Raw genomic sequence first — 13,118 nt, forward strand, 5'->3', positions numbered from 1 at the left:
GATCGCTGCACGGCTGTTCCCGCCGCGCGACGGCAGTTCCGGCGGCGACACATTCAGGCGGCGGCGATCGCGCGACGTGTGAATCGTGAATCCGCACAGACGGAAGTTCAAGCCACCGGTCATCGAGGCAGTCTGGGGCGACTGTGCCGCGCAGATGGAAACAATCAATTGACGGGATTGAATTGCCGATTCTGAAGAAGTCGCGGAGTCCTGCGCTTCGACGCGTTCGCGCGGATTCTGCCGGACCGTTCCTGAAGAGGCTGCCGGCGTTCGTTGCTGCAGCTTCTCACTCTGTTCGCCGCGTGTCATTGATATGGGCGACGGAATGCAAACGGCAACGGTTTTCGATTTCGGCGGAGTGGCACTTCCGCGTTGCTGTATGAAGGTAGATGTCATGAATCGGCAGACCGTCCTTTCCGGGCTGATCGTCGCGATGCTCCTGCCGATCGGGCTCGCGCCGTCCGCGGTGGCTCAGAACGTGCGTTACACGATTGGCGGCGACGCCGATCAGCCCGATTCGTACAGCTACGCCGCGGGGCAGCCGGTCCATTTGCGGGATCTGGTGCAAAGCAGCGGAACTCAACTGTTTGAAGGCAGTGCGGTCATCCTGCGAGATTCACCGCCGCGACCGATCGGCAGCGAGTTTATCAGAGAAGGCCAGGCCGATGCCGGCAGCCTGCTGGCCCCCGGCGACATAGTCCTGCTGCATCGAGCGGCACCGACCGATGCCGGCGGCAACGTCGTGCTAGTGACAGATGACCTGCCGCTGGTGCTTCAGTTTGACGGCCGAACAGAACTGCTCGAACGGCTGCTGGAGGGACTTCAGACGACGATTCCTCCCGACGCCGCGATTCCCGCGATCCGTACGGAACAGGGACGTCCGGTTTCGCTGCGGTTGATGCCGTCGGATTCCGTTCGCCACGGTGACGTGTTGTTGCTGGCTTCCGTCGTAACGGTGTCGGGACAGCGAATTTCGGAAATCTTTAACGGACAGCAGCCAACGTGGCAGCGCGGACCGCAGACGGGGCCGGCAGTTCACATCGGACATCCGTCGGTCGAGCTTCGTGAAACAACGATCGTCCCGGAAGCACTGGACACGCAGCGTCCGCTGACGTTTCCGACGGGACTGAATTCGGCGCCGCCGATGACAACGGCTTCGCTGCAGACAACATCCGACGCCGGCGACACCGCGTCCATCACCACTGGTGGAGGACTGTTGATTCCGGGAATGGCAGGCGGTGCTGCACAGCCGTCGGCTCCCTCCGTGTCGGCGAACGCCGGCGCGATGTCGGCGAACGACGAGTTCACTTCCACCGCGTCCAAAGCTGACACGGCTGAAAGCGCCGCCCTGACCGCAGCGCTCAACGACGCCTTCCCGAAAGCAGCTTCTGACAGCAATTCCGCGTTCTGGAACCTGGTGTTTATTGCCGGGCTGGTGATGTCACTGGGCCTGGTGGTGTCCGGGTGGCTGAAGAGTCGCGCGGAGCACGAACAGCGAGCCGAACGGGATTCAAAACTCAGCCGGTTCGTCAGCCCGAAGACGGCCATCGATCGTGACCAGACCGGTCACAACGAAGCCAGTGACGAACTTGCCGAAGACTCTTCTTCGCTGCTGCAGTACATGCAGACCTCCGCTGCCGAATCCGTCATGCCGAAGCTTCAAACGCGTGAAGAAGCACCCGCCGCCGACATCGAAGACGCGGCGACCATCAGTCAGGATCAGATCGCCTCGGAAGCCACCGCGCCGCCACGAGCACTTGTGGGCGACGTTGAGTGGTTTGGAGGCGAATGGATATCTTCGGCCGCACCCTCCGGGATTGCGTCGGATTCGTGTCCGACGGATGAACGGGACGAAACGCGTGCTGAAATGGTCGCCTGTGATTCGACGGACGAGATCCGACGCCGTCCGGCAATGATGGACTCGGCCGTGATGAAATCGGCAGCGATGGACCCGGCAGCGATGGACGAAATCAGTGACACGTCTGAAACGATCGATGCACTGGAAGCGATGATTCAGAACCGCCTGCCGATCAATCTTCAGGTAGCGGACCTGCCGCTGAGGATTGCCCTGTTCGGACGCCCCGCCGGGCCGCGCCGGCTGCGGATTGACGCGGCACACCAGGGAGTGCCGGCTCCGCATATGAACACGGCCGGCCGGAATGCCAATCGTCCGGCACAGCAGGCAACTGCCGCGGGATCATCTGTTTCCGCCGCATCGTCGTCTGCGACCAAACCGATGATGTCCGGTGAAACCATCGCGCCTTCCGCATCGCCCAGCCATCTGGATCGCGCACTGAACTCACTTCAGGAACCGACGGAATCATGATTACAGCAATGGATTTCGGCTGCCACGCCATTCGTTCCGCCTATCGCGACCCGCGGACTCCCGACCGGATCACGATGTTCTGTGAGCGTACCGAATACGCGGAGCTGCCGAACACGGAACCGTTCCGCAATGCGTTGGAAGCGGCCCACACGCCGTATGCCGAGTGTGAGGACAGTCTGGTGATTTTTGGCAATCGAGCGGCCGACGTCAGTTGGCTGAGCCGGCGTCCGCGCGCAGCGATCTTCAGCGACGGATGCGTGCCGTCCGATGACGCTCCCGCACGGCAGATGCTGAACATCCTGGTGAACTGCATGCTTCCCGTGCAGCGCGACAATCGCCGGATCTGCGTCTTTACGGTCCCCGGTTCCGAACACCGAATGCGCAACGAACAGTTTCTGGCGCGGTTGATTCTGATGAACGGCTACGTTCCCATGAGCGTCCGCCCGACGCAGGCGGCGCTGCTGGCTGCCGGCAGCGAAACGGCGTTCTCCGGAATCACAATCGTTATGGGAGCGGAAACGACACATATCAGCATCGCTCGCCAGGGAGTCGAACTGGTGTCGTCCGTGATCTCCGCCGGCGCGGAATGGGTCGACATGGAGATGGCTCGGCAGTTCAAACTGCAGATCTGGGACGATTCCGGTGTCTGCTATCTTGATCCGGAAGCCGTGCGACAGTGGAAGCTGGAGTCGGATGTCCATCTGCGCAATGCCGTCGGTGAACGGGAAAAGATGTTCTCGCGACTGTACGGCGTGCTGCTTGACCGAGTCGCCCGTTCAATCCACAAGCTGCTGAACGATACTCGCGTGAAGAGCGACTTCGGTGATCAGCGGCTGCCCGTCCTGTGCGCGGGAGGCGCGACAAAAACGGCGGGATTCGCCAGCGCGCTGACTGAGCGTCTGGTCGATCACGACATCGCTCCCCGCATTCAGTTTGTGCGAAACGCGGATGATGAAACAACCGCCGTCCTGCGCGGGCTGCTGATTCACGGCGAACTGGAAGCCAAGCGGGAGACCTCCGCGGAACACGCCGCCTGAAGGACAGGCTGGTACAAATAGAGTCGGGGTGAGCCGCGTGCCGACGCATCCCGGCAGCGTCACTCTTCGTTCATCCGGTACAGCGGCAACAAACGGTAGTAGACTTCCAGCGTCAGCGTCGCGATGGCCGTCGAATACAGCCGTCCGCCGTAGCGTCCCCACGGATCGTCGGGGTCCCAGCTTCCGGCGAAGTTGCCGTCGGTTCGCTGCTGCCGAATCAGCGTGTCTCGAACGGCGGAGTTCCACTGTTCCCACGGTTCTCCGCCGAACTGATACATCGCCAGAGTTCCGTAGTACCAATAATAGAGGTTCAGTTCGGACAGCCGCGGCATGTTCTGCAGCAGGTAGCGAACGGATTCCTGGCTGCTGGGCGAATCCCTGGTATAGCCAAGCATCTGCTGGCAGAACAGCGCTTCCGCCGTCATCGCCGGACTCACCTTCTCGCCGCGACGGTAACCAAACAGGCCGCCGTCGTTTCCCTGCCTTACGCTGTTCAGAAACGCGACCATTCGCTGACGAACCTGCGGATCGATCCGCACTCCCGCAATCTCCGCGCTTTTCAGCGACATCATCTGCCAGCCGAACATACTGACGTCGCCTTCCTGGCCAAACCTGTATCTCCAGCCGCCCGTGTCCGGGTTCTGCTGACTGATGGTAAACGTGATCGCTCGCAGCAACGCCGCCCGCAGTCGCAGATCATCGACTCGTCGAAGGTGATAGGCCGTCAGATCTGTGGCCGTCGACGTCGAGTATTCCGAAACGCTGAATCCCGCGATCACCGGGATTCCATGCGACGAAATCACCGCGGCATTCACGGAATTGGCGACTGTCGCTCCGCTTTGAAACACATGCGGGGAGACGATCGGCCCGTAGGCAAGATCGGCCTTCTGCATTCCAAACGCTTCGGCCAGAGCGTAGGTCGCCATCGCGTGGCAATACATCCGGGCATAGTGCCCGGCGCGGCCGCTGAGGTTTCCGTTTTCGTCCTGGCCGGAGATCAGCCAGTCCATCGCCCGATCGACGTTCAGAGCATACTTTCCGGTTTCATGGGTATAGCCGGCTCCCAGAAACGACAGCATCACCAGTGCCGTCAGTCCCGTGTCGGCATCCCGGCCCACGTATTCCTGAGACCGGCGAGTTTCGTCGTGTTGAATCTGCCCGGCTCCGAACGTCGCGGCATCCCAGTGGCCGTCGGCGGATTGCATGTTTGCCAGCCACTGCAGGCTGCGCTCGACCGCCGATTCGGATTCGGCCGTTCCGCCGAACCGCCGAGCCGCTTCGCGACGAAGTTCAAGATTTCGCAGTTGATAAGACGGAGCCACCGCATCGCGAGGACGGATGTTGTGAACGTCGGTGTCCACCAGCAGTGCCGCCGACCTCAATGCGTCGCTCATCGCGGGAGCGATCCGGCCGACGCGGACTTCGTTGTAATCCGTCGACAGGGGAATCTCCGTCCGTGGATTCGAAAACGTCTCACGCACCGGTCGATCGGATGGATTGTCGGTGGCGAACGAACGTTCCGGTCGCGGCAGCCGCGATTCAAATGACCGCGCCGGCAGCGTGCGTTCCGTCGGTGCCTCGATGTTCAGGCCGGCCGTTTCCAGAGGATCCGTTCCGGTCACCGGAGCCGCACTGCGCCGGGGAGTTCCGGTGGGTTCGATGATCGGCAATGCCACCGCCGCATCCGGATCATTAGACGTTGTTACCGCGATGGAAACATCATCGGGAATGATTTCACTGTCGAGCCGACCGACGGCGCCAGCCGGAACCTGCCGTTCGCGCGGGAATTCATCGGGAATGATGGCACCTCGTTCGGTAACCGTTCGCTCACTCTCGGGAACGTAAACGTCTGCGGTGCTGCGTTCGAGTTCTGTCTCCATGTCGGCCAGCGGATCTTCGGCGGCAATCTGTTTCGGTCCGCGTTCGCCGTGATCGACGGGAACCGCAGCGGCTGCGCTGTCATCCGGTTCGAATTGCGACACGTTGTCCTGTTCGGTACGAAGTGCCTCCAGCGGCTGTTGCTCACGATCCGGAATTTCCGGAAGCTGCATCTGACGAGATTCCGTCGGCAGCCGCTGCATTTGGATATCGGGGGCCGTGGGCCGATCGGGCAGCGGCGTGTTTCCCGATTCACTCAGAGGAACGGTGTCGTCGCTTTCCACAAGGATATGTGTCTGCAGGTCCGGGCGGCGGAATTCCACAACTGCGGCACTCGCCAGATTTCGGTCCAGCGGATCAAACACTTCCAGTCCCAGAATACAAACGGTGTGCACCAGCAGCGAAGCGGCCAGCGACTTCAGCGCGATATGGCGGTCACCCCAGCGAGTAATCAGCATCGTCAGCAGGTGAGCGAGCGACGCAATCATCGCCAGCAGCAGAACCAGCGCAACGATATCGTCGCCGTTCAGTGAATCGCCGTGCCAGATCTTCAGAACCACGGCTCGAAGCGTGTTCATTCGGAGGTCTCCGGCGAAGTCGGCTGAAACGCCAGTGAGAAGCTCTTGATCTGAGCCAGGTGGCAGATATTCATCACGTCAATGACTGCCTGGTACGTGCCTTCGCCGTCTCCGCGAATCAACACCGCTTGATCCGACCATGCCCTGCGCGCCGCCTCCAGCCGCTGCTGGAGTGCCTCCGCGGATAGCCGTTCGTTGTTGATGCTGAATTCGCCGGACCGCGTGACGTTGACCACCAGCGGGTCCGGACGGCGCGACATGGGCTCAACGGCAGCCGCCGTGGGAAGCTCCACGTCGTACTGCTGCTCAATTTCGCTGAATCGGGTCCCCACCATGAAGAAGATGATCAGTAGAAACACGATGTCGATCATCGGCGTCAGGTTCAGGCTGGGTTGTTCCAGCGACTCAGTTCGCAGCGGCATGGGACGGAATCCGAACAGACAGATGAAGGCGTGTCGGGAAAGTATATCGAGACCGCTGACGATTTCAGACAGAGATTTGCGCGACCTCCCGCCGGGCCGCATGGAACGCAATGAACCGCGCATCAGGATGCGTCACATCATTCGGTGCTTTTCCTGCGCAGGCCGATCACGCCGATGCCTGCCGGGTCACGGAAACATGCGTCTTTCGTTCCAGGACGAGGGACGCCAGTGTTCTGCCAGGGGAGGGCTGCCGCTGCAACGCCTCCATTTTCGAACATGCCACTCGCAAATTTGATTTCGGAATGGGACACTATGGACATATCCAGGTCGTCGTTGCGTTCCCGGTTTCCCGGTGACCGACTTCGGCCCCTGCAACGGGAGCATCCCATGTCGCGCACAAAACTGGCGTCTGCAAGTCGTCGAACGTTCCTGTCTGATGTTGGCCGTGGAATGCTGGTGGCCGGTCTGGGAGGCGCGCTGGCTCACGACCTGGGCTTCCCGACAGTCTTCGCCGACCAGGGTTCTGATTCCATTCCGCTGGGCGAATACGCGGCACTGGTTGAACTGATGCGCAGCACGCCTGCGGAAACTCTGCAGCCGATTCTGGCCGGAAAACTGATGAAGGGCGAAGCCAGCCTGAAGCAACTCACAGCGGCCGGAGCGCTGGCCAACGCGGTGTCATTCGGCGGCTGCGACTATGTCGGATTCCACACGGCGATGGCAATGCTGCCGGCGCTGGAAATGAGCAAGCAACTGTCTTCCGGCCGCAGTGCGCTGCCGGTGCTGAAGGTCCTGTTTCGCAATGCTCAGCAGATTCAGAATGTGGGAGGCGCTTCAACGACGCAGCTCCATGACCTGAATGCCGCAGCGGCAGCGGAGCACGCCGCAGAAGATGTCGGCGACCAAATCCGCGCCGCGTGTCGCAACGTCGACGTGAATCTCGGCGAACAACTGCTCGCGGAGGCCGGAACGACTCCGCTGGCCGCGTTCAACGCTCTGCAGCCCGCGATTCAGGACGATCTGAACGTACACCGATTTGTGTTCGCTCATCGCACCTACGGTCTGGTGGATCTGCTGGGCGCTGACTATTCCTATTCATTGCTGCGACAGTGCGTTCGATTCTGCATCAACCACGAGCAGATGCGCATCGACCAGCACGGGACGGAGTCGCCGGTTCGTGCACTGCTGCCGAAACTGCTGGATCAGTTCAAACTGGCTGGCAGGACACCTGGAACGCGCGATCCCGGCGACGCTGCAGTCAACGAACTGAGCGAAGTGATCTACCAGGGTTCCCGCGAACATGCCGCCGAAGCCGTTGCCGCAGCCCTCGCGGACGGCATCGATCCGGAGGTTATCGGCGAAGCCATATCGCTGGCGTCGAATCTGTACGTGCTGCGGCAGGGAACGGACAACTGGCGCACGCATGGTGATTCGGCGGGCGTCCATTCGTCCGACGCGACGAACGCCTGGCGAAACATGGCTCGCGTGGTCGACACGCGGCATGCTGTTTCCGGCCTGATTGTCGCCGCGTATCACGCCGGAGTGCAGTCGGCACCGTATCAGACACCGGCGTTCCCGACCGAGGAACATCGTGCTCAGATTCAGGCAACGGATCAGTCGGCACTGCTGGCCGAAGCGGAAGACGCGATCCGTCACAACGATCAGGGCCGCGCGACGGCTGCGATTCAGATCTACGGCGAACACGGACATCCGGTCGAACCCGTCTTCGCGCTGATGCTGAAGTATGCCGTCAGCGAAGACGGTCGCCTGCACGGAGAGAAATACTTCCACACCGTTCGCGAAGAATACCGCACCATCCGTCCGGCGTTCCGCTGGAGACAGATTGTCGGCCTGGCGCGCGTGACTGCCAGCAGCTACGGCTACAACCGGGAGGATCAGCACGGCTTCCGGGCCGCCGGTTACGAAGAAGCATGCCGGCTTCTGGGAGTCGAAGCCTGAGCTTCAGCCGCTGCTGATTACTCCCGGATGACATGAATCTCCGCGCGTCCCGCCAGGTCCAGGACCGGGATGAAGAGCGTAACGCCGCTGACCATGTCGTCGGGGAGTTCTGAATCGGCCAGGCGAATGTGAGGGACGTCGAATTCACTGGATTGCAGCGTGGAATCGAACGGCACCCATTCGTCTCCGATTCTGGCTTCCGTCCACATGTGTCCGACAAATCCAACGCCGCGGGTGGCTGCCACCAGGCCGGACACGACTCGCGAGTGAATTCCGTGAACTCGCATCATCGCCGCCAGCAGCACGGCGTGTTCGGTACAGTCACCGCGCAGAGTGCGTGCCACTTCATCGGCCGGAACCATGCTTGTGGAAAACGCCGAATGCTGCATCTTCGAATGAAGGAAGCGTTCCAGCCGCAGACAGAGCTGCATGCCATCCGTTTCTCCGACCGCGCCGGAAAAGGCAAGCTGCTGAATTCGCGGATCGTCCGTCGGCATCCAGCGAGTGGACGGCAGCTTTTCACGCTGTCCCAGAGGGGCGGGAGTTCGCCGCCGGGAACGTTCCACCGGCAGCAGCGTGATCCGTGCCGAACGGTCGCCCGCGAGTTCCACGTGCTGGAACGAACCGGCCGGTATCAAATTCCGCAGCGGCCCTTTGGTCCGAAGTTCCAGTATCTGTGATTCGCCGGCCGTCGCGTTCCGGACCGCCGTGTCGACGGGGATCACAGCCATCGTGTCCAGATCGATGGATTTCCCGTTCAGCGACGACAGAGCAACTTCCGCCGACGTCTTTTCCAGCTTCAGCGTTCCTCCAAGCAGCGGCTGTTCCTGAACGATCACGGTGCCGCCGTCGTCGATGTAGATGGCGGTTCGCTGCGTCGGATCGGAAAACGGGTAAAAGGCGGCGGACTGCAGCTTCAACTGTTGCTGGTCGGATAGTCGCACAACTCGTGTCCGTCCGCTTTCCACAACGATATCACTGATGCCCGCCGTTTCGGGAAACAGCACCGGACGCGTGTCGCGCCGGATGTTCGCCAGAACCGGTCCACCAACCCACGCGGCCATGATCGGCGACCACACATGCGGCGGCGCGGTGAGCCGATACTTGCGATGTGTCGCCTGAACGGTTTCTTCAATCTCAAACGATCCGCTGTCTTCCTGCCGAACTCCCGACCGCTCGATTGAGGCTCCTGATGCGTCGGTGCGCTGCAGGGAAAAACTCAGCAGGCTTCCGTCGGTCGCTTCGGAGGTTTCCAGAGAGGCCGCCACCGACAGATCCCGGCCGAGTCGCTTCAACTGCAGCCTGGTCAGCCGATGCCGCAGTAGGGCAACGGCGCTGGAACCGGATCGTTCGGAGCGGATCGGCGGCTGCGATGTAATCCGCTCGTAGCCGACGGCGTCGTCATTGAACCGAATCACATACCAGTCGGCGGTCGCTACGGGACTGTTGCCGGCGGGATGCACAGGCGTCGACTGCGCTTTCGCCGCCGACAGGGGAAACGCGGTGAGGGCGACCAGGACCAGAAGGCTGACTGCCGGCAACCGTCTCGCTGCGAATGAACTGACGGCGTTCTGTTGGTGCTGTGGGCTCAATTGCGGCAGCTGCCGCTGTTGCTGTTGCCGCTGGTGAGAGTCTGCCACGATTGCAATCCGGTTCTGTTGATAACGTCTGCGTCAGTTCTGCCGATTGCAGCATTCTTTCGGGATTCCAATTGCGGGTAAATGCGACTTCGAACGCTCAGCCGTCGATTTTCGCCAGACCGTCAGAGTTTTGCCTGACGGCACGTTCGCGCTTGGTGATGTGCTGTGTGCCGGTAAATCGGTGACGGGACTAAATCCCACACGTCGAAGGCGAATCACGTGCTAGGGTTGCGTCGCGGGTGCAATGCCGTTGTCCGAGTGCCGGTCGCCGTGCTGCACGAATCGACGAACTTTCCGCTCCGAACAACCGTGAGGTTCTGATGGGTTTCCTGAAGAAATTCCTGAAATCGACGTATCGCGACGACGAAATGTCACACGGCACCAGCAGTTTTCAGCATCTGTCCGAAGATGAATTGGAAGCCCACATGAGTGTGGCGCGGTACGGCGACTTCACGCTGACCGACGCGGTTCGTCCGTCGTACAAGCTGGATGTCGTTCCTCAGACGGGATATCGCCACGAATGGTATGTCGATCAGGAATCCGGAACTCGCATCCCCGTCCTGATGGCATCCGTCAGCCGCGAAAAACTGTTCGACACATTTCTGTCGCTGCTGGATCCGCTGGGTGAATCGGTTGACGTCGTACTGGAAACCAGCCACGACAAGAACAACGGCGAGCACACGGATCTATATCGCGAACAGATCGATTTGCCGGTGCTGCAAAGCATCCTGTACGACTTTGAAGATCTGCTGCTGGACGACGGCTGCTGCGGCATCGCCGTCCTGAATCCGCGCCGACCGATGGAAGTTCAGCTTGATGAACACAAGCTGCTGTTCGTCTATGGACAGGACAACGCCGAATACAAGCGAGCTTTAGAAGACAACGGAGTGAAATGCCGCGAGGAGATGCGGTTTATTACGGAATCCGAGCACATTCATTCGTCGACGGATGAGTTCCACGAACGCTTCGATCAGCTTTGCTACCAGCTTGGCATCGATGACTGATCGATGCGACGCCGGCCGGATGCCGGAGTCGAGCGGCCGTGCGCCGGTCGGCCCGGAAGCGCCCGTTCACGATCGAATCCCCTGACTTCGAAACACGCCGATGTGGACTCCCCATCACATCATGCAAGTTCGCGTACCGTTCGCCGTTTGTGTGATGCTGCCGCTGCTGGCTGCCAGCGGCTGCGGTTCGCTCGCGGCGTTCCGGCAGTCGCTGCCGCAGTATGCCGCGTCGGATGCTCCGGTGTTCGAGCCAGGCGAGTTTCCGGGGTCAGCCACGGAATCGAACGGCACTCCGCCGCGACAAATCGCCGGCAAGGATCCTTCACGCGGCCTGGTTTCCGCGCCAACACCATTCGCATGGAAGACGTCAGCCCTCAGCGCGGGAGGACGGCTGATTCAGACCGTGACGATCGGCAATGGCGAACGGCAGACAATTGTCGTCGGGAGTCTGGGTGGACATGATCCCCTGGCAATTCAACTGAACGAGCAGCTCGCCAGATACCTGCACCAGAACGAACTTGTGCTCGGCGGAGTCCACGTCACCGTGATCCGAAGCGGCAACCCGGACGGCGAAGCGTCGTCGACGCACACCAACGCCGACGGCATCGCTCTGCATCGAGCTTTCCCCGAGGCATCGAACAGCGATGATTTGTCCGGCAGCGCTCCCGAGGTCCGATTCCTGCTGAATGAAGTTCGAAGCCGACAGCCGGATCGCGTCATCCACCTGCGCACGATCTCCGACAGCCGGGGCGTCGTCGCCGCAAATCGTTCGGCACTGTCCCCTGCAACGGAACTGGCAAACTGGCTGCAGTTCGGTCTGGTCGAACTGCCGGGCCAGTCGGCAACTGGAACGCTTGAACGCTTCCTTGCCGAAAGTGATTTCTGCGAAGTGATGACGCTTGCCATCCCTGACAACACTCCGGCCGAGGAACTCTGGGCACGCTACGGCGATTCGCTGCTGAACATGCTGCTGGAAGAAGATTTCGCCACGCGCTGGACCAAACGCAACGCAGAACTCCGGACGTCCGCCGATCGGCGCAACCGCAAAGGCCGTTCGGTTCCTATGCTGGATCAGCCAGCAGGAACGTCACAGCCGCCTGCCTCACCGTCCGCACCGTCCGCGATGGGCGCCACGCCTCACGATCCCGCGGACGATTTGCCGCCGGTTCCGTAAGCGGCGAGACTCAACCGCGTGCCGCGATCGTGGCAGCGGCGGCTTTCGTCAGACGGCGAGCGCTGGCGGAACTAAGAACAGCATTGCGAAACGATCCGGCATCCGGCACGCCCTTCAACTGCAGCAGCGTCTTTCCCGAAGCATCTTTCAGACGGAGATCCGCCGCTCGAAAGAACACCTGTCCGGGATGCTGATCGAGTTCCACAGTTTCGATCGCATCGAGATCCACCTTGCCGATCATGCGGTCACTGCGGGCCGCCCAGATCTGCACCGATCGATTCGTCAATACGTAGCGTTCGCCGAACACTTTGCTGAACAGATAAAGCAGGATCCCGATCGGAGCGGTGGGCAGCGTGAACAGCAGATAGGACAACTTCGGCCCGGCGACTCGCAAGGGAATCGACTCATAGAGGCTTCCCAGCATCTGACCGATACCGCCGGAGGAAATTGACGGATATTCGGTCATCACAACGGCTTCGGAGCCGGGACTAACGCCTGCAATCGCCTGCACGGACATGAGAAACCGCCACTTACGAAAAGCGTGTGAACAACACAAGAACGACGGCGGAAACTAGCAGTGCAGGCTCTGGAATTCTACCGTCCCGCTGTAGCACCGGAACGTTTCGCCCGAACGGGAAGTTCGCGCACCTGCGACTTCTCAAAATAAGCGATCCTGCCGCGACGCCTTCGAATGCCAGCTCAGATAATCGGACAACCTCAGCTTCCGGCGAGTACTCTCCGACGTCATGTACCGCAGCTTGCCGAAAATCGGACGTTCGGGCCCCCACGCTCGGTCGTAGCGGCCCAGCACCCAGAAGATGCCGGAATACGAATTTGGATTGCGGCCGTCGACTGCGAAGCGGTTGTTCAGATCGATCATGACGTCCAGAGCCTGCTGAGCAGTCTCGGACCATTCGTAAATCTTCTTGCCCCACAACATCCGCAGGTAATTGTGCATGCGGCCTTCGGTGACCAATTCCGTCTGGGCTGCGTTCCAGATTTCGTCGGCCGTCTGAGCGTGGCACAACTCGTCGGCAGAATATTTTTCCGGACGCGGATCGCCGGCGTGTTCCTGAATCGTCTTCAGTGCCCAGTCGGGA

At 60.9% G+C, this 13,118-nt stretch carries 10 protein-coding genes; 5 read left to right on the forward strand and 5 right to left on the reverse strand.

Annotated features, from left to right (window positions below; genetic code table 11):
- Nucleotides 1-394 precede the first annotated feature (394 nt).
- Together R3C19_21015 and R3C19_21020 are read left to right on the forward strand one after the other, a co-directional pair.
- Nucleotides 395-2,326: a hypothetical protein gene (locus R3C19_21015; GenBank protein ID MEZ6062832.1), complete on the forward strand. Its 1,932-nt coding sequence runs from the start codon at nt 395-397 to the stop codon at nt 2,324-2,326.
- Nucleotides 2,323-3,363, forward strand: coding sequence for a hypothetical protein (locus R3C19_21020; GenBank protein MEZ6062833.1), 1,041 nt, complete (start codon nt 2,323-2,325; stop codon nt 3,361-3,363). Before R3C19_21015 ends, R3C19_21020 begins: the two co-directional genes overlap by 4 nt.
- A gap of 59 nt (nt 3,364-3,422) precedes the next feature.
- On the opposite strand, the gene R3C19_21025 is transcribed toward R3C19_21020, so the two are convergent.
- Both R3C19_21025 and R3C19_21030 read right to left on the reverse strand, forming a co-directional pair.
- Nucleotides 3,423-5,819: a hypothetical protein gene (locus tag R3C19_21025; GenBank protein ID MEZ6062834.1), complete on the reverse strand. Its 2,397-nt coding sequence runs from the start codon at nt 5,817-5,819 to the stop codon at nt 3,423-3,425.
- Entirely contained in the window at nt 5,816-6,241 is a 426-nt protein-coding gene (locus tag R3C19_21030) for a biopolymer transporter ExbD (GenBank protein ID MEZ6062835.1), read from the reverse strand. The genes R3C19_21025 and R3C19_21030 overlap by 4 nt, the downstream gene beginning before the upstream one ends.
- A gap of 387 nt (nt 6,242-6,628) precedes the next feature.
- Here R3C19_21030 and R3C19_21035 point away from each other — a divergent pair, with 387 nt between their 5' ends.
- The gene (locus R3C19_21035; GenBank protein ID MEZ6062836.1) at nt 6,629-8,200 is read left to right on the forward strand and encodes a hypothetical protein; all 1,572 of its coding nucleotides are present in this window, start codon (nt 6,629-6,631) and stop codon (nt 8,198-8,200) included.
- 17 nt (nt 8,201-8,217) lie between these two features.
- Here R3C19_21035 and R3C19_21040 read toward each other — a convergent pair whose 3' ends face one another.
- Nucleotides 8,218-9,840, reverse strand: coding sequence for a transglutaminase-like domain-containing protein (locus R3C19_21040; GenBank protein MEZ6062837.1), 1,623 nt, complete (start codon nt 9,838-9,840; stop codon nt 8,218-8,220).
- 320 nt (nt 9,841-10,160) lie between these two features.
- Here R3C19_21040 and R3C19_21045 point away from each other — a divergent pair, with 320 nt between their 5' ends.
- Both R3C19_21045 and R3C19_21050 read left to right on the forward strand, forming a co-directional pair.
- A complete protein-coding gene (locus R3C19_21045) occupies nt 10,161-10,844 on the forward strand; it encodes a hypothetical protein (GenBank protein ID MEZ6062838.1) in 684 nt (227 codons plus the stop codon).
- 121 nt (nt 10,845-10,965) lie between these two features.
- Nucleotides 10,966-12,018: a hypothetical protein gene (locus tag R3C19_21050; protein ID MEZ6062839.1), complete on the forward strand. Its 1,053-nt coding sequence runs from the start codon at nt 10,966-10,968 to the stop codon at nt 12,016-12,018.
- Nucleotides 12,019-12,028: 10 nt separating this feature from the next.
- Here R3C19_21050 and R3C19_21055 read toward each other — a convergent pair whose 3' ends face one another.
- Nucleotides 12,029-12,535 (reverse strand): PH domain-containing protein, encoded by a 507-nt coding sequence (locus tag R3C19_21055; GenBank protein ID MEZ6062840.1) that lies wholly within the window; start codon nt 12,533-12,535, stop codon nt 12,029-12,031.
- 141 nt (nt 12,536-12,676) lie between these two features.
- Nucleotides 12,677-13,118 (reverse strand): deoxyribodipyrimidine photolyase (locus tag R3C19_21060; protein ID MEZ6062841.1); only part of this gene is annotated, 442 nt, incomplete at its 5' end.

This window comes from Planctomycetaceae bacterium, from assembly GCA_041398785.1.
Taxonomy (GTDB): Bacteria; Planctomycetota; Planctomycetia; order Planctomycetales; family Planctomycetaceae; genus JAWKUA01.